This is a genomic window from Streptomyces sp. NPDC055078, assembly GCF_053607985.1.
This window is the reverse complement of the sequence record NZ_JBSGUP010000065.1, coordinates 1-22,645: the sequence shown is the minus strand read 5'-3', so window position 1 is coordinate 22,645 and position 22,645 is coordinate 1. Positions and strand designations below refer to the sequence as shown.

At 73.3% G+C, this 22,645-nt stretch carries 19 protein-coding genes; 13 read left to right on the top strand and 6 right to left on the bottom strand.

What is annotated here, in order from left to right; genetic code table 11:
- Positions 1-25 precede the first annotated feature (25 nt).
- Positions 26-730, bottom strand: a complete 705-nt coding sequence (locus tag ACWF94_RS08710; RefSeq protein WP_453486049.1) for a hypothetical protein — start codon at positions 728-730, stop codon at positions 26-28.
- A gap of 356 nt (positions 731-1,086) precedes the next feature.
- Here ACWF94_RS08710 and ACWF94_RS08705 point away from each other — a divergent pair, with 356 nt between their 5' ends.
- Positions 1,087-1,539, top strand: a complete 453-nt coding sequence (locus tag ACWF94_RS08705; RefSeq protein WP_453486047.1) for an SPW repeat protein — start codon at positions 1,087-1,089, stop codon at positions 1,537-1,539.
- A gap of 100 nt (positions 1,540-1,639) precedes the next feature.
- Here the strand turns inward: ACWF94_RS08705 and ACWF94_RS08700 are convergent, their stop codons facing one another.
- The gene (locus ACWF94_RS08700) at positions 1,640-2,371 is read right to left on the bottom strand and encodes a DUF2470 domain-containing protein (RefSeq protein ID WP_453486045.1); all 732 of its coding nucleotides are present in this window, start codon (positions 2,369-2,371) and stop codon (positions 1,640-1,642) included.
- Between the two features lie 163 nt (positions 2,372-2,534).
- Here ACWF94_RS08700 and ACWF94_RS08695 point away from each other — a divergent pair, with 163 nt between their 5' ends.
- The gene (locus ACWF94_RS08695) at positions 2,535-3,113 is read left to right on the top strand and encodes a YdeI/OmpD-associated family protein (RefSeq protein ID WP_453486043.1); all 579 of its coding nucleotides are present in this window, start codon (positions 2,535-2,537) and stop codon (positions 3,111-3,113) included.
- A gap of 213 nt (positions 3,114-3,326) precedes the next feature.
- On the opposite strand, the gene ACWF94_RS08690 is transcribed toward ACWF94_RS08695, so the two are convergent.
- The 3 genes from ACWF94_RS08690 to ACWF94_RS08680 form a co-directional block, all read right to left on the bottom strand.
- The gene (locus ACWF94_RS08690) at positions 3,327-3,557 is read right to left on the bottom strand and encodes a DUF6296 family protein (protein ID WP_453486042.1); all 231 of its coding nucleotides are present in this window, start codon (positions 3,555-3,557) and stop codon (positions 3,327-3,329) included.
- Positions 3,558-3,609: 52 nt separating this feature from the next.
- Positions 3,610-4,230: a hypothetical protein gene (locus tag ACWF94_RS08685; protein WP_453486040.1), complete on the bottom strand. Its 621-nt coding sequence runs from the start codon at positions 4,228-4,230 to the stop codon at positions 3,610-3,612.
- Positions 4,231-4,688: 458 nt separating this feature from the next.
- Complete coding sequence (locus ACWF94_RS08680) at positions 4,689-5,546, bottom strand: (2Fe-2S)-binding protein (RefSeq protein WP_453486038.1); 858 nt, start codon at positions 5,544-5,546, stop codon at positions 4,689-4,691.
- A gap of 283 nt (positions 5,547-5,829) precedes the next feature.
- On the opposite strand from ACWF94_RS08680, the gene ACWF94_RS08675 reads away from it, so the two are divergent.
- From ACWF94_RS08675 to ACWF94_RS08660, 4 genes are all read left to right on the top strand, one after another.
- Complete coding sequence (locus ACWF94_RS08675) at positions 5,830-7,041, top strand: ATP-grasp domain-containing protein (RefSeq protein WP_453486036.1); 1,212 nt, start codon at positions 5,830-5,832, stop codon at positions 7,039-7,041.
- Positions 7,038-8,819, top strand: a complete 1,782-nt coding sequence (locus tag ACWF94_RS08670; protein WP_453486034.1) for an IucA/IucC family protein — start codon at positions 7,038-7,040, stop codon at positions 8,817-8,819. Before ACWF94_RS08675 ends, ACWF94_RS08670 begins: the two co-directional genes overlap by 4 nt.
- Positions 8,816-10,567, top strand: coding sequence for an IucA/IucC family protein (locus tag ACWF94_RS08665; RefSeq protein ID WP_453486032.1), 1,752 nt, complete (start codon positions 8,816-8,818; stop codon positions 10,565-10,567). Before ACWF94_RS08670 ends, ACWF94_RS08665 begins: the two co-directional genes overlap by 4 nt.
- Before the next feature lie 149 nt (positions 10,568-10,716).
- A complete protein-coding gene (locus ACWF94_RS08660) occupies positions 10,717-11,943 on the top strand; it encodes a type III PLP-dependent enzyme (protein ID WP_453486052.1) in 1,227 nt (408 codons plus the stop codon).
- Between the two features lie 88 nt (positions 11,944-12,031).
- On the opposite strand, the gene ACWF94_RS08655 is transcribed toward ACWF94_RS08660, so the two are convergent.
- On the bottom strand, positions 12,032-12,679 hold the full coding sequence (locus tag ACWF94_RS08655) for an HD domain-containing protein (protein WP_453486030.1): 648 nt from the start codon (positions 12,677-12,679) through the stop codon (positions 12,032-12,034).
- Between the two features lie 481 nt (positions 12,680-13,160).
- On the opposite strand from ACWF94_RS08655, the gene tgmA reads away from it, so the two are divergent.
- From tgmA to ACWF94_RS08620, 7 genes are all read left to right on the top strand, one after another.
- Positions 13,161-13,352: a putative ATP-grasp-modified RiPP gene (tgmA, locus tag ACWF94_RS08650; protein ID WP_453486028.1), complete on the top strand. Its 192-nt coding sequence runs from the start codon at positions 13,161-13,163 to the stop codon at positions 13,350-13,352.
- A 13-nt stretch (positions 13,353-13,365) separates the two neighbouring features.
- Positions 13,366-14,295, top strand: coding sequence for an ATP-grasp ribosomal peptide maturase (gene tgmB / locus ACWF94_RS08645; protein WP_453486027.1), 930 nt, complete (start codon positions 13,366-13,368; stop codon positions 14,293-14,295).
- 252 nt (positions 14,296-14,547) lie between these two features.
- Positions 14,548-15,003: a lamin tail domain-containing protein gene (locus ACWF94_RS08640; RefSeq protein ID WP_453486025.1), complete on the top strand. Its 456-nt coding sequence runs from the start codon at positions 14,548-14,550 to the stop codon at positions 15,001-15,003.
- A 267-nt stretch (positions 15,004-15,270) separates the two neighbouring features.
- Positions 15,271-16,434 (top strand): hypothetical protein, encoded by a 1,164-nt coding sequence (locus ACWF94_RS08635; RefSeq protein ID WP_453486023.1) that lies wholly within the window; start codon positions 15,271-15,273, stop codon positions 16,432-16,434.
- Between the two features lie 33 nt (positions 16,435-16,467).
- A complete protein-coding gene (locus ACWF94_RS08630; protein WP_453486022.1) occupies positions 16,468-18,618 on the top strand; it encodes a vWA-MoxR associated conflict system protein in 2,151 nt (716 codons plus the stop codon).
- Between the two features lie 10 nt (positions 18,619-18,628).
- On the top strand, positions 18,629-19,579 hold the full coding sequence (locus ACWF94_RS08625) for an AAA family ATPase (RefSeq protein ID WP_453486051.1): 951 nt from the start codon (positions 18,629-18,631) through the stop codon (positions 19,577-19,579).
- Complete coding sequence (locus tag ACWF94_RS08620) at positions 19,572-22,553, top strand: TIR-like protein FxsC (protein WP_453486020.1); 2,982 nt, start codon at positions 19,572-19,574, stop codon at positions 22,551-22,553. The genes ACWF94_RS08625 and ACWF94_RS08620 overlap by 8 nt, the downstream gene beginning before the upstream one ends.
- The last annotated feature ends 92 nt before the right edge of the window (positions 22,554-22,645 follow it).

The window sequence follows — 22,645 nt, the reverse complement described above, 5'->3', positions numbered from 1 at the left end:
CCGCCGGTGGGCCCGCCGCCGTCGGTCAGGGCAGTGCCGGAACGGCGGGCATCCCCGGCATCGCGAACGCGGTCGCGTCGAAGGGCGATGCCGGGACGGACGGAACCGCAGGCACGGCTGGAACAGCGGGGACGCCGGCCGTGGCGGGAAGCGCGGGCGTGGCCGGAATGTCCCCGGTCGTGGGCAGCGCGGGCGTGGCGGGAACCGTGGTGTCCACCGGGAGAGCCGGCGGGCTGATCCCCGCCAGGACACCCGTCACCGTACCGAGCAGACCCGTCACGGCCGAGACCGCCGAGCCGACCAGACCGGTGAGGCCGGACGTCGCGACCTGGAGCAGGCTGTCCAGCGCCGTCCGCAGAGCCGCGAGCGCGTCGTTCACCGTGTCCGCGCGGACGGCAGGGTCCGCGTTCGCCTCAGCGGCGGCGAGCGCGTCCCTGACTTCGGCGCGGTGCAGGGCGGCCGTGGCCGGGGACAACTGGCCGCCGTCGGCGGCCAGTACGGCGTCGAGCAGCTCCGTCACGGCGGCCGGAACGCCCTGGGCGCCCCGCAGCGAGTCGATGTGCCGCTCCACTTCACCGGCGCCGGGAACCGGCGAGTCGGCGGAGGCCACCGCGGTGGCCGGGGCGGGTGCGGAGGTGAGCGCGGCGGCGGGGCCGACTGCGGTGAGAACCAGGGCGGCACACAGCGCGGGCGGCACGAGGACTCGACTGACGGGGGAGGCGAGACGCATTCAGGGGTTCCTTCCAGAGTTGGAGCGGTCTGGCACTCACCGTGGGAAGCCCGCTTGTGCCCGGCAACCGCACCGGTTCCCGCCACCCCGGCGTCCTGTCCCCGGAAAACCTCATCTGACCTGCGCTTTCCCGTCGATGTGGGGACCGGGGGCGCAGGTGCGGCAAATGGGTGAGGGCGAGCCGTCGGGACCGGGGTTCCCGCCCCGTACGCCCCGGCCGCGCGGAACCGGCAGAAAGTGGAACCTTCAGGTCCGTATGACTACCGATAAGGAAAAGATAAGAGCAAAATGAAAGGGCGCGGCTTCGCAGCGCGCAACTCGGTCAGACGCGCGACGCACAGAAGGAGGCGAGTCGTATGGCCGACGTCTCACACAGGGGAGATCTCGCGGGTCATCCCGATGTCAGTGAAATGCGGGACCGCTACGCCCGCATGCTCGGAGGGCGCGATGTGGCCCTCGTGGACGGCCCGGTGTTCCTGGTCGGCCTGGCGTGCGCGGTGTCCCCGTGGATCGTCCACTTCTCGGGCAGTCAGCCGGCCCTCGCGACCCACAATCTGATCATGGGCATCGCGATCGTCGTGCTCGCGCTCGGGTTCACCGTCACGCCGGAGAGAATGTACGGCCTGAGCTGGGCCATGTGCGCGATGGGCGCATGGTTGATCATCGCGCCCTGGATCGTGGGCAGTAACCCGGACAAGGGAGTCATCTGGACCAACGCCATTCTCGGCGGTCTCACCTTCCTGCTGGGGCTGGTCTGCACGGCGGTGGCGATGAGGAGCAACCGGAGCGGCAGCGGTCGCGCCTCCTGAGAACCGGGACCGGCCCGGACCGTCCGGCGCTGTCCGACTCCGGCGGCCCGGCCGGTCCCGACCGGTTCCCGCCGGTCCCGGTCCACTACGCGTGCGGAAGCTATGAATCGCTCATCAGCCAGCTCCGCGGTGAGCGGTGCCGGGCCGTGTTGAGCAGGGAGTGGATACGTGCTCCCGCCTGGTCCACGTCCTTGATCGGGGCGGGGAAGGGCAGGCGCGCGTCCTCGTGCATGCTCGCGTATTCGAGCCGCAGTGTGATGCCGTAGCGGTCGATGGCGACCGGCAGCGCGCGCCGGACGCCCTGGGTGACACGCGGTTTCACCAGCCGGAGCAGCAGCCCCACGACATCGCTGTGGTCGTCGAGGAGATGGGTGAGCATGCCCGCCTCGCAGGTGGCCAGCGGATCGGTGTCGGCGTCCATCAGCTCGTCGAGGCGGACCCTGACCCGGTCGCCGTCCGATTCGAGGACGGCATGCGCGAACTCCATGCAGCGGCTGCCCTCCGGCGCCGCGTGCTGCGAGGAGTCGAGCAGCCAGCCGGCCAGGCTCACCCGGGCCCGGACCCGGTCCCGCACCGGGGTGGGCGCGATGTCGGTGAACTCCAGGATGGCGCGGACCGGTCCGCCCGCGGTGGGGTCCGGGGCGCTGTCCCACTCCCGTGACATCGAGGGATGGAGATGAACGTGCTCCGTGATGCCGGGGCCGTCCAGCCGGGAGACCTCGGTGCGGCCCTCCTCCGTGACGACGGTCATCGAGTCGGCTGCCGTCAGGATCGACCGGATCCGTTCCGCGCTGGTCGGCTGTGGGAGGGGGGCGTTGAAGAGGCGGCGCATCCAGATCTCCACAGATCGAAGAAACTTAGGTATGCCTAACCTAAGCCCGGACTGCTGTCGACGCCAAGCCCACGATGTGATGTCGTGTCCCACACGGGATGCGAAACGGGTCGCTGACACCGGCCACCGGTATGGGCCAGTCCATCGGGACGACGGGGAGCGTATGGAGACGTTCGAGGGCGCGGACGTCCTCTTCTTCGAGGACGAAGGCCGACTGGAGTCATGGCTCGCCGAGCACCACGACCTGGGCACCGGGGTATGGCTGAAGCTCGCCAAGAAGAGTTCCGGCATCCGCTCGGTTGCTCCCGGCCATGTCATCGATGTCGCCCTCTGCTACGGGTGGATCGACGCCCAGCGCCGGTCGCTCGATGCCTCGTACTACCTCCAGCGGATCACCCCGAGACGGCCGAAGAGCCAGTGGTCGCAGGTGAATGTCGACAAGGTCGAGGCGCTCGAAGCCGAGGGCCGGATGCGGGCGCCGGGCCGCGCCGCGGTCGACGCCGCGAAGGCGGACGGGCGGTGGGACGCGGCCTATGCCTCACAGCGGACGGCGGTCGTCCCGCCCGACCTCGCCGCCGCACTGGCCGGGAACGCGCGGGCGAACGACCGTTTCGAGCAACTCGGCCGGACCGACCGCTACGCCGTGATCCTCTCCCTGCTGCGGGCCCGGACGCCCGAGACCAGGGCGGCGCGGCTCCGGTCGGCGCTCGCCGCGCTGGAGTCGGGGGAGCGGGTCCGGTAGCGGCACCCGCCTGGTCGGCCGGCGGCACCCGCCTTCTCGGTGTCCGCGCGGTGGGGGCGCGTGGCGCTCCGCGCGGGTGGGGGCGCGTGGCGCTGACGCACGCCCGCCCCGGCCCACGGGGGCCGTACGGCGTGCTCCGGTTCCGGGGGCCGTGGCGCCTGCGCCGGGCGGGGCCGGGCCCCGGGCCGGTGGCGGGAAGGTCCGGTTTGCGGGTCAGACACCGAGCGGGCGTACCGTCACCGGCATACCCGGGGCCTGATGGCCGCCGCTCGCGAGCATCCGCACCTCGCCCCGTTCGCTGATCTCCGCGCGCACGATGCCGCTGTCGTCCTCGTAGACGGGATAGCCTCCGGCCCCGGACTTCTCGGTGCGCCGGACGATCACCGTGTCGTCCTCGGTGCCCGATGCCGGAAAGACCAGCTCATAGCTCTCCGCGTACTCCATGGGGGCCTCCTGTGAGCCTGCGCAGGGGCCGGTCGCCTGCCTCTTTCCATCCTTACTCAGCCGGAGCGCCCGCGCCTGGGGAGGAGTCGGCACCGTCGTCCCGCAGCGCCTTGAGCGCGGCCTTACCACGCGGTGAGAGCCGGTAGCCGACCTCCAGGCTCTCGGTGAGGCCCAGCTCCTTGAGCTTGCGCACATCCGCCTTGAACGCCGGGCGCTCCCGGCCCGCGCGGGGTGCGAGTGCGGTGGACGAGGTGCCCGGGTGATCCGCGATCAGGGTGAGGACCCGCACCGTCCACGCGCCGTGCCGGGACGCCCGGTCGAGCCGGTCGAGCCGCCGGCGCAGCTCGGCCAGTGCCGTGGCGTCGAGTGCGTCGTCGAGGCGCAGGCTCGCGCGGGGATCGTCGCCGACGCGCCGCAGTTCGATGCGGTGGGCGGCGCCCTCGCGCCCCGTCAGCTCGGCCCGCAGGGCGTCCGCCGAGGCGTATCCGGCCCGGCGGGCGTCCCGCGCCGGGATCCGGTCCGGCTCGACCGCCTCGACCGACACCACCTCCAGCACCCCGACCGCCGTACGCATCCGGGAACCGGCCCGTACCCGGGGGGTCCGCCAGACGCGGTACGCCAGATCGATGTCGCCCGTCGCGATCGCGTCCAGCACGGCGCGTTTGAAGAGCACGGGAGATCGCCTCCTTCGGTGCCGGTGCGCGGCGGTCGTACGCGGTGCCATGCGTGTGGGGCGGTCGTGCACGGCGCTGCTCGTGCACGGTGCCACCGGTGCGCGATGGCTCCCCGGTGCGGTGGCACCGGTCCGCCCCGGACCGGCGGGCGCGGGTGCCGCCCCAGGCGGGTGCGCGGGTCGTCAGGTCCCCACCAGCGTCTCATTGACCAGCGCGCTGAGCTGTGTCGCGGACGAGAAGTCGGCCGTGAGCCGGTTTTCGGAGGGTCGGCTCCCGTCCGCGACTCCGCCCGCAGCCGGCCGGACCGCCCCCTGCACCCGGGTCAACCTCCTGCACCCGGGCCATGCGCCCGGCACCCCGGTCAACACCCCGGCGCCCGGACCGCACACCCCGTCAGGACGCACCCCGTAAGGACTGCGCACCCCGGCGCGCGGTCAACACCCCGGCGCTCCGGCACTCACGCGTCGTCCTCGATCCTCCGCACCCGCTCCGCGTCCGATGTCCGGGGGCAGGTCGCGCACGCCTCGGCGGGCCGGATCGTATAGAAGAGACAGCACCCCGCCCGCGTACGCGTCGGATACGAGCGGCCGTCACGGCCCGCCAGCCGGCGGAATCCGGCGCCGCCCCGCAGGGGCGGCACGGGCCCCGGCAGCAGCTCGCCGACCTCCGCGATCGCCCGTTCCTCGTCGCCGAGCATCCGGCCGGTGTACCAGATCCCGGAGATCAGATCGTCGGTGACCATGCCCCACAGCGCCCGTGGCCCCCGCCGCACCCGGGGCCCGATCGCCGCGAGCAGCGGGCGCACCTGATCGGCGACGGCCGCGCGCAGTTCGTCGCGCAGCGCCGCCTCGTCGGCGAGCACCCGGGCACCGGGCAGTCCCGCCGCCGGGTCGTCGGGCAGACACGCGAAGCCGCCCGGGACCACCGCGTAGGCGTCACTCGTCCGGCTGACCCGGACGTCGGAGGGCCGCAGCCGAGGCACCCGCCGTTCCAGGTACCAGGGGCCGCTCAGCAGCAGACAGACCGACCAGAGGAACCCGTGCAGCGCGCGGGAGGCGACCACATCGGGCCGGGCCGTGTGCGCGTACGTGTCCTGGATACGGCGTGCCTCCGTGTCGAGGAGGGCGTCGAGCAGTTCGGGCCGGCAGGCCAGTTCCGCGCCGTCGATCCAGCCCTGGGCGGCGGGGGAGTGGGGTTCCGCGACATCCACATGCAGTGCCTCGCACACGGCGGTGAGCCTGCGGTAGGTGGATGAGAGCAGGATGGAGCAGCTGAGGGCAGCTCCGGCAGGTGCGAGCGCCGGGGCCAGTGACACGGGTACTCCTCACAGAGCGGAAAGGAGGTGACGAAGGCAAGGCTCACCTTAACCACATCGTCGGACCAGATCGTTAACTGGGGTGACGACATGGCGAATTGGCAATCTTAGGGATGCCTAACCTAAGCTCCTGGGTGGTGATCCGGAGCGAGCCGGAGCCGCTGCGACCAGGGAGTTCTTCCCCGGCCCGCAGGGCGGACCGCCTCGGCCGGCCCTGACGCTTTCCTGCCTGTCCCACGTCTGTCCCATGCCCAGTGAATGTGCGCGCGGAAGTAATTCACCCATGCAGATGTATGTTCTCGCCCTCAACCCCACCGACTCGGTCACCGAGGGATTCCTGCCCGCCGCACGCCGGCTCGGCATAGGCATCACCCTGCTGACGGATGAGCCGGAAGCGCACCGCGCCCGCGCCCGCGCGCACCACCCGGGCGTCGAGATCCTGGGCTGTGACGTACGCGACTATCACGCCGTCATCACCCGGATCTCCGCACATCGCACCCCGGACGCGGTCTTCAGCAACAGCGACCACCTCCAGACCCAGACCGCCCTGGCCGCAGGCTACTTCGGTCTCCCCGCCAAGAGCTGGCGGGCCACGCTGCGCACCAAGGACAAGGCGGAGATGCGCCGGTACCTCACCATCAGCGGCAAGGGGGCCGACCCGGTCCGCGCGGTGGAGCTGACACCCGGCCAGGACCCCGCCGGTCTGGCCGCGCTCGACGTCCCGTTCCCCTGCGTCCTCAAACCGCGCGAGGGCGTGGCCAGCGAGGACGTCATACGGGTCGAGGACCCCGGCGACCTGCTCCGGCGCTACGAGGAGATCCGGGCCCGCCGCCCCGGCGCCGCCCTCGTCGCGGAGGAGTACCTGCCCGGCGAACTGCACACCCTGGAGACACTGGGGGACGGCGAGCGCCTCCATGTCCTCGGCGGCTTCCACACCGAGCTGTCGCCCCTGCCGTACTTCATCGAGGAGCGGATGTCGTACGTCGCCGCCCACCCGGGGCCCGTCGAGGCCCAGGTGCTCGACCGGCTGGACGCCCTCGGTGTGGGGTTCGGCGCCTGCCACACCGAATTCGTCGTGGACGGCGCAGGCCGCGCCCGCATCATCGAGGTCAACTACCGCGCCATCGGCGACCAGTGCGATCTGCTGCTGGCCGAACTGCTCGGCATCCCCCTCTTCGAACACATTCTCCGTACGCATCTGGGTGAACCGCTCCCGGCGGACCTGGGGGCACGCACCGACGGCGCGGCCCGGCTCGCCTACCCCTGCGCGGATCGCGCGGGCACCCTGACGGCCGCGCCGGGGCCCGCAGAGGTGACGTCCGGCGGAGTGCGGCTGACCTATCGTCCGACGCGGGCCGTCGGCGAGCGCCACGAGCTGTACCACACCAACCGTGACTTCCTCGGTGTGGTCCGGTCCACCGGGACGGACCAGAAGGCCGTGGACCGGGCCGTGGACGACTTCCTCAACCGACTGAGCTGGGAGATCACACCGTGACGCCGACGACGCCGAGGCCGACGACGCCGACGACCCCGACCGACACGGACAGCGGGGCCGATCTGCTGCCGGTGCTCGACGCGCTGCTGCGCGAGGACGTCGTAGGACTGCGCACCCGCAGCACAGCCGTGGCCCGGCCGGACGGCAGCTGGCTGCGGCTCGCGGCGGCGGACGGCGACGCCTGGCTGCTGCCCGTCCGGGACACCGCCCCCGGCTTCCAGTGCCGGACCGAGACCCGGCTCCCCCTGCTGCGACGGGAGTCCGACGGCAGCGAACTGACCACGGCCGACGGGGTGCTGACGGCGCTGGCCGCCCTCGCCGACCCCCGCGACCGCGACGGCTTCACCGTCTACGCCGCCGAGTGCCGGCAGGCCCGCACCGCCCGGCGGCTGCACACCGCCACCCACGACGAGGTCGTCACCGGCCTCCTCGACCGCTACGGCGACCACCCGGCGGACTGGACAGGACCGGCCGCCGCCCTGGCCTTCGACACACTCGCCGCCCGCCTGGACCACCCCGTCTATCCCACGGCCCGGGGCCGCTCGGGGCTCGGTACCGCCGAGCTGCGCGCCTACGCCCCCGAGTTCCACCCCCGCTTCCCGCTGTACTGGCTCGCCCTGCCCCGGGAGCGCGTCACCACCCGGGCCTGGGACCCGGACGTCCTCGGCCCGCCGCCCGCCGCGCCCGGCGGCGACCGCGACCGGATCGTGCTGCCCGTCCACCCGCTGACGGCACGCGGGCCACTGCGCGGCGCCCTGCACGCCCTGGGACTTCGGGACGCCGCCGTCCTGACCGGCCGGCTGCCGCACCCCCGGGCCGTACCGACCCTGTCCATGCGGACCGTCGCGCTGACCGCCGACCCCCGTGTCCATCTCAAACTGCCCCTCGCCACCTCCACCCTGGGCCGGCTCAACCGGCGCACCATCAAACCCGGCTCCCTCGTCGACGGGGCGGCGGGCCAGCGGCTGCTCGAAGCGGTCATCGCCCGCGAGCCCCGCTTCCGGGACACCGTCCTGCACGCGGACGAGACCAGCTACGCCCACGCCGGACACGAACTGCTCGCCGTCCTCGTCCGCCGTCTCCCCGCCGGACTCGACGGCACCGCCGTCGTCCCGATGGCCGCCCTGCTCAGCCCCGTGCCCGGGCACGGGCTGCTCATCGACGCGCTCGCCGACCGCTTCTACGGCGGCGAGACCCTCGCCCTCCTCGACGCCCTGGTCACCCTGCTCTTCGACTGGGGAACCACCCTCCTCGGCTACGGCATCGCCCTGGAGTCCCACCAGCAGAACATCTCCCTGCTGCTGGACGCCCCCGACGGCGCCACCCGGCTGCGGCTCCTGCTCAAGGACAACGACGGCCCCCGCGTCAACACGGCCCGGCTGCGCGCCACCCTGGGCCCGCTCCCGGGCGACTTCGACGACGTACGCGTCCTCACCGACGGCGACGGGCCGATACTCGACCTGTTCACCACCATCACCGTCCATCTGTGCGCGGGCGCGTACGCCTTCGGGCTCGCCCGCCACGGGCACGCGCCGCTCGACCGGCTGCTCGCCCTCCTGCGCGACCGGCTCGCCGACGCGGCCGGACGCCTGGGCACCGGGCCCGGCCAGATGGGCGCCCTGCTGCGCACCCATGTCCTGGACGCGGCGCAGCTGCCCATCAAGGCAATGGTCACGGCGGGCACCCTGCTCGCCAAGGAGAGATCAGGGGCTCTGGACATCAACAAGCACTACGGCACGGGCCCCAACTATCTGGCGCGGGGGAGTGAGCGGCGATGACCAGTACCACCCCCGATCTGCCCGCGCCGTCGGCGGGGCCGCCGGCCGCACTGCCCACCGCCGCCGATGCCGTCGCCCACACCCTGCTCAACTGCCTGCTGCGGGAGGTGTCGGGACCCGAGCACCAGACCGCCGTCACCGGCCGGCACCTGCTGCTGCGGCTGCCGCGCCGGGGCGTACTGCTGCGGGTGGCCCTGCGCCGTACCTCGCTGCTCGGCTCCCACCGGTTCACCGGCCCGGTCACCGAGCAGCGGGGCCCCGGCTGGGCCGAGGTGGGCTGGCGGCGGCTCGCCGAGTACACCCACGCGGAACTCTCCCTGCGCACCGGGGTGCGCAACGACGAGTTCCTGCCCCAGCTCGCCGCGAGCCACCAGGGAGTCTCCGCCGCCCTCACCGCCCACCGGCACCGCGCGCCCGTGAGCGACGGCCCGCTGACGACCTATCTGGCGTCCGAGCAGTCGCTCGTCCTCGGCCACCGCTTCCACCCCACCCCCAAGGCCCACAGCGGCGACCCCGCCGCCTGGTCCGCCCACGCCCCCGAGGCCGGGGTCTCCTTCCCGCTGCGGCTGCTCGCCGTCCGCGACGCGCTCGTCGCCCAGGAGTGCGCCGAGCCCGGGGCGGCAGACCCGCTGGACCGGCTGCGGCCGGTGCCCGGGGGATACCGGCTGCTGCCGGCCCACCCCTGGCAGTACGAACAGCTCCGCTCCCGGCCCGCGCTGCGGGCGGCCCTGGCGTGCGGGGACATCCTCGATCTGGGGCCAGGCAGCCGGCACTTCACCCCGACCGCATCCGTCCGCACGCTCTACGACGGCGAGACCTTCCTGAAGTTCAGCCTCAACGTCCGCATCACCAACTGTGTACGCAAGAACGCCCATTACGAGCTGTCCGGCGCCGTCGCCCTCACCCGGCTGCTCGCCCCCGCCCTCGCCGACCTCGCGGTCCGCTACCCGCGCACCGGGATGCTCCGCGAACCCGCCTACCGCAGCCTGGCCCTCCCCGGACCGGACGGCCGCCCCGACATCGGGCTGCTGGAGGGCTTCGGCGTGATCGTGCGCGAAGGGCTCGGCCACCGGCTGCGCCCGGGGACGACACCGCTGCTCGCCGCCGCGGTCGCCGACGAATACCCCACCGGGCCCGCCCATGTCTCCCGGCTGGCGGGCGGCGGCCCGGCGGCGGCGCTCGCCTGGTGGCGGGCCTATCTGCGGCTGCTCGTACCGCCCGTCCTGGCCGCCTGGTTCGACCACGGGCTGGTACTCGAACCCCATCTGCAGAATGTGATCGTCTGCGTCGACGCCGACGGCGCCCCCGCCCAGATCCTGTTCCGCGACCTGGAGGGCACCAAGCTGGTGCCCGGACACCACGCGCGGGCGCTCGCCGGACTGCCCGCCGAGGTGGCCGGTCCGCTGACCTACGACGACCGGCGCGGCTGGGACCGGGTCGTGTACTGCCTGTTCGTCAACCACATCGCCGAACTGCTGGCCGCGCTCGCCGATCTGCACCCGCAGACCGAACCGGCCCTGTGGGCCGAGGTCCGCCGCACTCTTCAGGAGTACGCCGGGGAACACGGCTGTCCGCCCCGGCTCAGCGCCCTGCTGGCGGGCGTACCGCTGCCCGCCAAGGCGAATCTGCTGGCCCGCTGGGAACGTTCGGCTGACCGGGACGCCGGCTATGTGCGCCTGCCGTCCCCGCTCGCCGAGGATGTGCTGTCCCAAGCGACCCGAGCCGACGCCGACTGGAGCCCCCGATGACCACGCCCGCCCCCGGTGAACCGGCCGCCCGGACCGTACCCGCCCCCGGTGAGCCGGCCGCCCGGACCGTACCCGTCGCCGGTGAGCCGTCCGCCCCGACCGCACCCTCCCCCGGCCCCGTCCCGGGCCCGCGCGAGTCCCCCGTACGGGTGCGGGTCCCGCCCGCCGTGCGCGCGTTCGCCCGCGCCCTGCCCGCCGAACGGCTGCCCGCCTACCTCTACGACCTCGACGGTCTGCGCGCGCACGCCCGCGCCGTACGCTCCGCGCTGCCCGCCCGCGTCGAGATGTACTACGCGGCCAAGGCCAACCCGGAGGCCGAGATCCTGGCCGCCCTGTCCCCGTACGTCGACGGCTACGAGGTCTCGTCCGGCGGTGAACTCGCCCATGTCGCCGACGCCGTGCCCGGCCGCCCGCTGGCCTTCGGCGGCCCCGGCAAGACACCCGGGGAGATCGCCGACGCCCTGCGGCGGGGCGTCGCCCGCTTCCATGTCGAGAGCGTCCACGAACTGCGCATGCTGGCCGGTCTCGCGGCCCGCGCCGGCCGCCGGGCGGCGGTCCTGCTCCGCTTCAACCTCCCCGTCGCCGGGGACGTGCTGGCCACCACCGCGCTGGCCATGGGTGGCCGTCCCGCGCCGTTCGGGATCGACCCGGGCGAGGCGGACACCGCCGTACGGCTGCTGACCGACGGGAGCCTGCCCCAGCTGGAACTGCTCGGCGTCCACGCCCATCTGGCCAGCGGGCTGACCGCCGCGCGGCAGCTCGCCGTCGCCGAGTCGATCGTCCGGTTCGCCGCCGCGCTCACCGCGCGCCACGGCATCGCGCCGCGCGAGGTGAACATCGGCGGCGGCATGGCCGTCGACTACGCCCGCCCGGACGCCCGGTTCGACTGGGCCGCCTTCGGCCACGGCCTCGCCCGGCTCGCCGGCGGCCACCCCGGCCCGGTGCTGCGCATCGAACCGGGCCGGGCGCTGACCGCGTACTGCGGCTGGTACGCCACCGAGGTGCTCGATGTGAAGCACAGCCACGGCGAGGAGTTCGCCGTCGTCCGCGGCGGCACCCACCATCTGCGCACCCCCGCGACCAAGGGCCACGACCAGCCGTGCGCGGTGCTCCCCGTGGACGGCTGGGAGCACCCCTGGCCGCGCTCCGGGGCCGGGGGCGGTCCCGTCACCCTGGTCGGCCAGCTCTGCACACCCAAGGACGTCCTGGCGCGCTCGGTCGCCGCGCCCGGACTGCGCGCGGGCGACCGGGTGGTGTTCGCCATGGCCGGGGCGTACGCCTGGAACATCTCGCACCATGATTTCCTGATGCACCCAAGGCCCGGGTTCCACTATCTGGGGAGTCCGGTGCCGCGGCGGCCGGCCGCCGCTCCTTGACGCTTCCGGGCGGGCCGATAATCGGTTGCGGCCCGGGGAACCGCCGGGTTTGCTGCACCTATGCGAGATCATCAGCCCGCCGGGGACGTCATTCGGGCCAGGGAGAGTCCAGGATCGTCCGGACGAAATCACCGCGCTCGAAGCCCGGCTCATAGTGGGCGAGCACATCGGCCTTCACATTGCCGAAGGTGGTCTGCGGCTTCGGGCGGATTCCGTCGGTGAATGCCGCGAGGATGCGGCGTTTGAAGTCCGGGCGTGGATGGAGAGCGACGATTGCGGCACGCTCCGTATCGGGGATGTCCGTATAGCCGATACCGAGGACGTCGTACTCGACACCGGCGGTCACGAGTGCCACCTCCGGTTCCATGAACTCGGGAATGCCGGGGGTGGTGTGCAGGGCGATCGCGGTCCACACTCTGCGGACGCTGTCCTCCGGCACCCCGTGACCCAGCAGAAAGCGCCGGGCCTCGTCCGCGCCGTCCACCTCGAAGCGCCTGCCGCTGTCGTGGAACCGCTCGCCGAGCCCCAGGTCGTGGAACATGGCGCCGATGTAGAGCAGTTCGGGATCGAAGGACAGACCGCGGTTGTGTCCCTGCAGAGCGCCGAAGAAGTACACCCGCCGCGAGTGGTCGTAGACCAGCGGGCTCGTGGTGTCCCGGACCAGCTCGGTCGCCTCCCGGGCGAGCGTGGTGTCGGGAACGGGTACTCCGGCGGTCTCCGCGGCGTCGCTCTTCATGGAATTCACAGCCTTTCCTCGTACGATTCTGGTGAGCCGTTCGATCCTGCCGGGTCCGCCCGGAGTTGGCCATGACCACCGGCTGCCGTGTCCGCCTTGTGTGAGGCCCCCGGACCTCACTGACGAGAAGCGCGATATCACGCTGTGTTCACCGGATGAGGGAGGTGTGAGTGAACGCTGGGGTGATTGGGGGCGGCGGGATGCTTGTGCCGAATGGTGACCGAGGTCACTTGCCTGCCGAGTGCACGAAATGGCTCGTTCAAGCGTCTCTATAGGTGTCAGGAATACGCCAACGACCCGCGCGGACACGCTTGTTCGCTCTGCGGATATGCGACTGCCCGGTTCGGTGACGTCCTCCTGGCGCGCAGTCTTCCGCAATATGACGGTATGTGATGAGTCGACTACATCATCTCGACGTATTGCTCCTCGTGCGGCCACGGAGAGTGGCCCCAGACAGTCCCGTGTGGGCCAGGGAGAAAGCATGAAACCGTTCGCGTGGAACTACGCACGTCCGGCCGAGCTGGCACCCGTCATCGACCAGTACTCGTACGACTCCGCTCTCCAGCTGAACGTCCTGCCCGACGGACGTCCGGCCATATCCGACAAGGCGCTGCTGGCGGCGGTCGGCACCACCACCTCGACAGCGGGCTCCGCCACCCACTTCGACGACTGATCAGCACCGCACGATGACGGTGCTGATCCTCACCTGCGAACAGGATGTGACCGCGGACATGGTGGTGGCGCGGCTGCACGACGGCGGCGTCCCCCTCGTCCGGTTCGACCCCGGCGATCTGCCCGGTGAGGGCGCGCTCTCCGCCGAGTACGTACGGGGCGAGTTCCGCGGTTATCTGTCCACGGGCGGACGCGTGGTGAGCATGGACGGACTGCGTTCGATCTGGATACGCAGGCCCGGCGAACCGGCGGCGCACGCCGCCGAACCTTCGGCATGGCTGTCCGCCGAGAGCGGGCAGGCACTGTACGGAATGCTGGACTGCACGGCGGCGCGCTGGATGAACGAACCCGGCGCCGCCGCCCGGGCGCGGCTCAAGCCATGGCAACTGCGCGCCGCCCATCGCAGCGGGTTCCCCGTGCCCGCCACGGTCATCACCACCTATCCGCGGGTGGCCCGCCAGTTCGCGGACCAGTACCGGCAGGTGGTGGTGAAGGCCGTGTCGGGCAAGCCGCCCAGCGATCCGCCGATGGCGCTGCCGACCTCGCTGGTCCCCCCCGACGCCGACTTCTCCGAGGTGGCGGCAGGGCCCACGCTGTTCCAGCGGTATATCGCCAAGCGCGCGGACATCCGGCTGACCAGTGTCGGCGAGAAGTCGTTCGCCGCGCGGAAGGTCGCCGAGCCGGGGCAGGTGGACGGGCGGTACGGCGAGACCGGACACCCCTGGGAAGAGGTCGAGGTCCCGCCGCGCGTCGAGCGGGCCGTCGCGATGTACAAGAAGCTCGCGGGGCTCGCGTACGGCGCCTTCGACTTCGCCGAGGACGCCGAGGGCACCTGGTGGTTCCTGGAGTGCAACCAGGGCGGGCAGTTCGGCTTCATCGAGCTGGAGACCGGGCAGCCCATCGCCGCCGCCGTCGCCGACTGGCTCAGCGCTCCGGCCGGCTGACCGCGCGGCGCGCTGAGCGCTCCGTCCGGCAGGTCGCGCCGCGTTTCCATGACCGCTCGGCGCTCGTCGCTCGTCGCCGCGAAGCCCCCCGGGGAAGCCGGGCGCCGGACGCGCGGCCTCCGGTTCGCGGCCCGGGTCCGCGATTCGTCCACATTCTTCAAAAGTTCTTCACCGAGGGCGGTTTGGCCCTAGTCTGGGCGCCTCGCCGGGCCCGGAATTGGGGGGTGCCCGGCATGACCAAGAAGGAAGCGCATGCGTCACACCCGTTCCATCGCCGCGGCCGCCGCGGCGGCGTGTCTCGGCGGGCTCGTCCTGCTGCCGTCCTCCGCGCAGGCGGCTCCCGGCTCGGTGCATCTGTACCGCGTGTACTACGACAGCCCGGGCAAAGACCTCCGGTCGAACGCCAGCCTGAACGGCGAGTACGTCCAGATCCGCAACACCACCAGGGCGGCCGTCAGCCTCAAGGGCTGGACGGTCACCGACAAGGCGAACCACAAGTACATATTCGGTGCCTACACGCTCGGCAAGGGCAAGACGGTGACGGTCCGCACCGGCAAGGGCAAGGACACCGCCGCGAACCGGTACCAGAACCGCAGGGCGTACGTCTGGAACAACGACAGGGACACCGCCACGCTGAGGAAGAAGACGGGCGCCAGGGTCGACACCTGCTCGTACAACTCGACCAGGGTCGACTACAAGTACTGCTGAGCGGCCGTACGCCACCGCCGCCCGCCCCGTGAGGGCGGGCGGCACCACGGTCGGCCGCCTCTCGCGACCGCGGTCCGCAGACCACCGTCGCCGACACGGATATCGCAGATCCGCCCGCGCGAGTTGAGGACCACAGGAGTCGTCGCCGTTCGCCCTCGACGGCGTCCCGGGGACCGTCGGCGCGAGTGAAGGACCCGTGGCCCGGCCGCCGTTGCTACGCTGATCGACACCGCACCGTGCCAGGGGGACTCGGGGGGAGAGCGGCAGATGCGTCCACGGCTCGTCTTCGTCCACGGAATCGGCGGCGCCCGTGACCCGGACCGCGAACTCACCGACTGGACCGGCGCGCTGGCCTCGGGCCTGCGCGCGGCCGGACATCCCCGGCTCGCCGGGGAAGTGGCCGGGGGACACACATCGCGGTCGTCCGTCGCCTCCTCCTTCGTCTGCTACGCCGACCTCTTCGGGCGGGGCCAGAGCCAGGGCGACGGCGACCCCCTCGCGGGAGCTGCCCGGGAGGCCGAGGAGCGCATCCTCGCCGGACTGCTCGCCGAGTGGGTGGACGGCCTGCGCGCCGAGGCCCGGGACGACCACGAACGCCAACAGCTCGACCATGCCCGCGCGCAGGCCGCCCCCCAAATCGGCGCCCAGCTCCAGGGCGGGCAGGCCGTGGTGCGCCGCGCCCTCGGGGTGGCCGCGACCGTGCTGCCGCTGAGACCCTGGGGCGGGGCCCGGTGGATCACCCCGAACACCATGGTCCGTCAACTGTCCCAAGTGGCCCGCTATCTGGCGCGCGGTGAGCCGGACGACAGCGGACTGACCCTCGACCGCCGGATCCGCGACCGGGTCGCCGCGGCGCTCGGCGAAGGGCCCGCCGTGGTGATCGCCCACTCCCTCGGTGCCGTCGCCGCGCTGGAGGCCCTGGACGGCCACCCGGGTCCGGTGCCCCTGCTCGTCACCCTCGGCTCCCCGGTCGCCCTGCGTACCTCTGTCCTGTCCCGGCTGCTGCCCCGGCCGCCGCGCGTACCCGGCCCGGTGAGCCGGTGGTGCGACTTCTGGGACCGGGGCGACCTCCTCGGCGGCGGGCCGCTGCGGGAACACGACCTGGCGGCCGGCCGGACGGGCGCGGTACCGGTGAGCCTGCGCGTCGGCCCCGGCCGCGAAACCGGTCCGGCCGGCGGTACCGGTGCGGGTGGCGGGGTACCAGGTGGTTCCGGACCCGGCGGCACGGGCCCGGGCGGTGTCGGCCCTGGTGGTGGCATCGGAGGACCGGGGGGCATCGGCGGACCAGACGGCGCTCCCGGCGCTCCCGGCGGTGCCTGGGTCCACTGCGCCACGTCGTACCTCACCCGCGCCGAGGTCGCGGCCCCTGTCGCCGAAGCCCTGGCCCGGCCCCGGCCAGGCCCCGGGCCCGCCGGCGGCGGTCACGGATGACGGATGACGGATGACGGACGAAGGAGCCGGACGATGACGGCCCACCACCGCACCCGGCGCCATGTCCTGGTCGTCGCGCCCCAGTGCGCCGCCATGGAGCGGCTGATCCTCCTGGACGAAGCGGCCACCACTCTGTACGGGGTCCTCACCGACAGCGCGCTCGGCGCGTGCGAACCCGGGCTGCCGCCGGGCGCCACCGCGCTGGTCACCGGGGACGGCCTCACCAGCGGGACGATCACCACCACCGTCCAGCGGGCCACCACCTACGCGGCCCAGCGCGGCGCGATACTGGTCCTGGCCTTCCTCGGCCACGGCTTCACCCCCGGCCGCACGGGCACCCTGCGCCTGATGGCCGCCGACTCCGACGACGACATCAGACACGGGTCGGTCAATGTGGCCGAACTGCTCACGGACGCCCTCGACCACCCCGGCATCCCCGGTGTCGTCGGCATCGTCGACACCTGCCACGCGGCCGGGGCGCTCCCCTCCGCCCACGACCTCACCGCGGGCACCCGGCACGGCAACAGCAGACTCGCACTGCTGATGGGCTCCTCCCTCAACCAGACCGCGTCCGACCTCGCCTTCTCCCGGCAACTGGCCGCCCTGCTGCGGTCCGGACTGCCCGGCGCCGGAGCGACGCTGGGACTGCCCGACCTGCGCAACGCGCTCCGTACCCGGCTCCCCGGCCAGAGCGTCACCGGATTCGACTACGACGGATCACCGGCCGAACCGCTGTGGATCGCCCGCAACGCGCGGGACCGCGAGGTCGTCCTCGGCGGTCTGCTGGGCGGCAGGCTCGCCCGGGAGGAACTCACCGAGGCCCTGGCGGCGGTGGACCCCGGTCTCCCGGTGCCCGACGCCCGTCTCGCGGACGCCCTGCGCTGCCGCGAGGAACTCAGCGCCCTCGCACCGTCGGCCGCCCGGGACCGCGCCCTGCGCGCCGTCGGCGGACTCGTCCTCGCCGTGCACACGGTGGCGTTCATCCGCACCTGGATCGGCGGCGACCTCACCACCACCGCCATGCGGCACGCCCTGCACGCCATGCTCGCGGCCGAACGGCGGGTACCGGCACCCGCACTGCCCCTGACCGATGTCGCGATCATCGACGAGCTGACCTTCAACCACCCGCTGTCCGACAAGGACGGCCGGCGCACCGTCGCCCGCTTCGTCACCCTGCTCGCGCAGGCGTGCGGCAAACGGCTCGACGATCCCGAACTCCTCGGCTGGGGACGGCTCATCGAGGCCCCCGCCCAGGTCAACGACGCCATCATGGACACCACCACCCGCACCGAACAGCGGCGGCTCGGCCTCGTCGTCAGCCTCCACTCCTCCCTCGCCGGGGGCTGGCCGGAAACCCTCGACGCCTGGCTGCTGCTGGACGGATCGATGCTCCACACCGAGCAGTTCGCCAACGGCACGGCCGACCGGCGGGGGGCCGAGGCGGCCCTGGAGAACGCCGTCCTCTGGGCCGACGAACACGCCCGCACCCTCGCCCTGCCGCTGAAGCGGCTCGACATCGCCGTCCCCAGCCCCCTGCTGCTCGAATGGCGGCCCGAGGAGGCCGGCACGGCACTGCTGCTGGGAGTGCGGTTCGACGTACGGCTCCACTGGAGCAACCGGCTCAACCCCGACGCCGTCCTGCGCAGCGTCGAGAGCACCATCGCCGAACGCTGGGAGGCGATCTCCGGCTGTGACACGGGCGCCCCCGTCGACTGGCTGGTCCGCGAGGACGTCGCCGATCAGCAGATTCTGCGCGGCCATCTGCGCAACGGCCGCTACGCACGCGGCATCGGGCTCACCGAACACCCCGGAGCGGACGCCCGGCTGATGGAGATGCTGCTCGCCTACACCCCGGTCCTGCTGTGGCCGCACTCGGCGGACGGCTTCCCCAAGGAGCGGCACGGCTGCCTGGAGGCGAGCTGGTGGGCCATGCCGGGCGCGCTGGCCCGCGCCTACCGCGACCGCTGGCGCGGCGTCGACCCGGCCGACCTCACCGACCTCGCCGATCTCCGTGCCGTCTGGGACGACCGGGACTGGCTGCGCTTCTGCTGGTACTTCCGCTCCGCGCCCGCGCCGGCGGCGCCTGCCGCGGAGACCACGGCGACCGGCACACTGAGCCGGGGAGCGCTCACCGCACGGACCACGGACGGCTCCGCCGCCCGGGCCGGGGACACCCAGGAATGAGGGGGACAGTCTGATGTGGGACTCGTACTACCGGGGTGACGGCGTCGCCAGGCCCGGCACCGAACTGCCCGCGCCCCCGCCCTGGCGCACCTTTCCCCGCGCCTCACCGGCGAAGGTGTTCCGCCCGCCGCGCGGCCTCACCGACGCCGTGAACGCCTCCCTCGCCCTGCGCCGGCCCCTGTTGATCACCGGCGGCCCCGGCACCGGCAAGTCCACCGTGATCGAGCAGGTCGCCCATGAGCTGGCGCTCGGCCCCGTACTGCGCTGGCACATCACCTCGCGCAGCACCCTCGCGGACGCCCTGTACCGCTATGACGCGCTCGGCCGCATCCACGCGCACCGCCTCCAGCTGGAGAGAGCGGGCGGCGGCGAGAACGCGGGCCGGGACGACATCGCGGACTTCCTCACCCTCGGTCAGCTCGGTACGGCGCTGCTGCCCGCCCCGCGCCCCCGGGCCCTGCTCATCGACGAGATCGACAAGGCCGACCTCGATCTGCCCGGTGATCTGCTCGATGTGCTGGAGCGCGGCGAGTTCCGCATCACCGAGCTGCTGCGCGAGGGCCAGCACGCGGCGCGGGTGCGCGCCTGGGACAGCCGGGAGCGCCATCTCGTACGCGAGGGGCATGTGCAGTGCACCGAGTTCCCGTTCATCGTGATGACCAGCAACGGCGAACAGGAGCTGCCCGCCCCCTTTCTGCGCCGCTGTGTGCGCTTCACCATGCCGAAGCCGACGGCCGACCTCATCCGCGAGGTGGTGCGCGGCCATCTGCGGCTTGAGGTGGGCGACGCCGGTCCGGCCGCCGAACTGGTCGACGACTTCGTACGGCGGGTGGCGGGCGGTGAGAGCGTGGCGGTCGACCAGCTGCTGGGCACCCTGCACCTGCTCGAAGGACCGGCGGGCACCGGGGACGAACGCGAACGTCTCATCGCCCTGCTGATGAAGGATCTGTCGGGTGCCTGACACCCCGGACGTGTCCCCGCCGCCGCCCGACCCGCTGGCGGCGGTCGTCGGGGCGCTCGGCGGACTCGACCGGGACCTGGACGCCGTCGCGGTCGCCGAACTGCTCTGGCTGGCCGCCCGCGCACCGGTCACCGACCACCCGGCACGGTCGGCCGGCTCCGGCACCCCGCCCGCCGGTTCCGCGCCGGCGGACCCCCGGGAGCGGCTGGAGCGCTGGGACGGCGCCGCGGTGCTTCCCGTGTACGGTCCGCCGGGCCGGGCGCACGGCGAGGCCCCGGCGCTCGCCGCCCGCGAGGTCCTGGTGCCCCGGGCCTCCGCCCTGCCGCGCGCCCGGCAGATCGCCACCGCGCTGCGGCCCCTGGGGCGGCCGTGGCACGCCGGGCGCCGGGCGCGGCTCGACATCGGCACCACCGTCGCCGACTACGCCCGCAGCGGGGAACTCGTGCCCGCGTTCCGGCCGAGCCCCGAACGCTGGTTCGATCTGACCGTCGTCGTCGACCGCTCGCCCACGATGAACGTCTGGGGCGACACGCTCGACGAACTGCTGCGGATCCTGGCCGGCACCGGGGTCTTCCGTACGCTGCGGGTCCGGGAGTTCGGCCCGGCGGAGCCGGACGCCACCACCGGCCACCGGGGGCCGCCCGCCCCCGCGCGGGCCCGGCGGCTGATGCTCGTCGTCTCGGACTGCGTACCCGCCGCACCCGGGGACGACCGGTTGTGGAGCCGGATCCGCGAGTGGTCCGGCGCCATGCCCACCGTGCTCCTCAATCCGCTCCCGCCGAAGATCTGGCGGCAGAGCGGACTCGATCTGCCCGCCGTCACCGTCACCCCGGCCGCCGCCCCCGGCGCGGCCAACACCCGGCTCCGCTACACCGCACCGGCCCTGCTGGACACCGCAGGACCCGGCCCCGGGCGGGCGGCCTGGCTGCCGGTGCCCGTGGTCGGCCTCTCGCCCCGCTCCGTCGCGCGCTGGGCCCGTACGCTGATGCGCGGCGATCCCGGGGGCTGCGAGGCCGTCCTGGTCCCCGGCCCCGGGCTGCTCCCGCGCTCCGCCGCGCCCCCGCCCGAAACGGCCGACGGCGGCAGGCTGGTCGAAGCCTTCCTGCACCGCGCCTCGTCGTCCGCGCTGCGGCTCGCGGTGCTCTGCTCCCTGTATCCGAGGCTCAACACCGCCCTGCTCCATCTGGTCCGGCAGGAACTGGTCCCGCGGGCCACCACCGCCGATGTCGCCGAGGTCGTCATCGGCGGACTGGTGTCGGTCACCGACGACAGCGGCGGCGGGCCCGTGCTGGAGTTCCGCGATGGCGTACGGGAGCGGCTGGCCCCCCGGCTCGGCGCCCGGGACGCCCAGCGCACCCATGACGCGGTGAGCCGGTTCATCGCCGCCCACACGTCGATGGCCTCCCGGTTCCCCGCCCTGGTGCCCGACGCCCACGGGGACGCGGCGATCGCGGCGGGGGTCGCGCCGTTCGCCGCCGCCTCGGCGGAAACGCTGCGCGCGCTGGGGCTGCCCGTCCCCGTACCGGCCGGGGGACCGGTGGCCCCTACCCCCGGGGAGGAACGGGGGCCGGGCGTCCCGGACGCCGTGTCCCCGGCGACTGCCGTGACCGGCGTGACCGGCGTGACCGGCGTGACCGGCGTGACCGCCCCGCGGACGACGCCGGACGCCCTGCCTGAGCCCCCCACCGCGGGGCCCGGCGGGTGGCCCTCGCTTCCGGGCCGGGGCCGGGCGGAGGAACAACCGCCGTTCTTCTTCCTGAGCTATGCGCACACACCGCGCTACGGCGCCGAGGGCCAGGATCCGGACATGTGGGTGGAGCGGCTGTTCCGGGACCTCTGCGAGCATGTGATGGCGATGACCGACCTGCCGGCCGGTGCGGCGGTCGGCTTCATGGACCGGGAGATCCGCTCGGGCGACGGCTGGTCGGACCGGCTCGGCGAAGTGCTCGCGACCTGCCGGGTGTTCGTCCCGCTCTACTCGCCGCGCTACTTCGCCAGCGAGATGTGCGGCAAGGAGTGGTACGCCTTCGCCGAGCGGGCCATCCACCACCGGGCGAAGCACGGGCAGCGCGCGAAGTCCGCGATCGTGCCCGCGCTGTGGACCCCGGTCCCACCGCACCAACTGCCGCGTCCCGCGCAGGAGATCCAGTATCTGAGCGAGCGGCTGGGGGAGCACTACGCCACCGAGGGGCTCTACGGCCTGATAAAACTGCGGATCTTCCAGGAGGAGTACCAGCACGCGGTCTGGGAGCTGGCCAAGAACATCGTGCGCGTCGCCCTGGAGAACAACCTCGCCCCCGGCCGCCCCGCCGACTACCGGCGCGCGCCGAGCGCGTTCGGGAACCGCCGCAGCGCCCCGGGCAATCTGCGGCTCGCCGTGGTCGCCCCGACGCTCGCGAACCTCCCCCCGGGCCGCGATCCCGGCTACTACGGCGCCACCCCCGACGACTGGAACCCCTACCGGCCGGACACCGCCCAGCCGGTGGTGCAGGTGGCCGCCGGGATCGCCTTCTCCCTGAACCATCAGGTGGACGTCACCCCGTTCGACGAGGAACTGGCCGGCCTGGAGTCGCGCACGGAACTGGACGGGCCGCTGATCCTGCTCGTCGACCGCTGGGCGCTGCGCGTGCCGGAACTGCTGGAGCGGCTGCTCAGGCTCAACGCCGCGCACCGGCCGGGGGTGACCGTCATCGTCCCCTGGAACCGGGACGATCCCCAGAGCGCCGCCGCCGAACCGGGCATCGCGGAGGAACTGCCCCGGACCATCCCCGCCGTGCTCGGCCTGTACAGCGCCGTCGCCCGGGTCGCGGCGCTGAAGGGGGTGGTCAGCCTGGAGGCCCTCGGCAGCGCGCTGCCGATCGTCGTGGACGACGTCTACCGCGAGTATCTGCGCACCCCCTCGCCGCCGTCGCTGACCAGACCGCGTATCGGGTCGGCATGGCCCGACGGCGGGGACAGCGGGCACCGCCGCTGAGCGCTGACACCGCGCCGTCCGCCGCGCGGGGCGGTCACCCGGGGACGCCTCCGGTGACCGCCCCGCGAAGGGCCTCAGCAGCAGCGGGACTG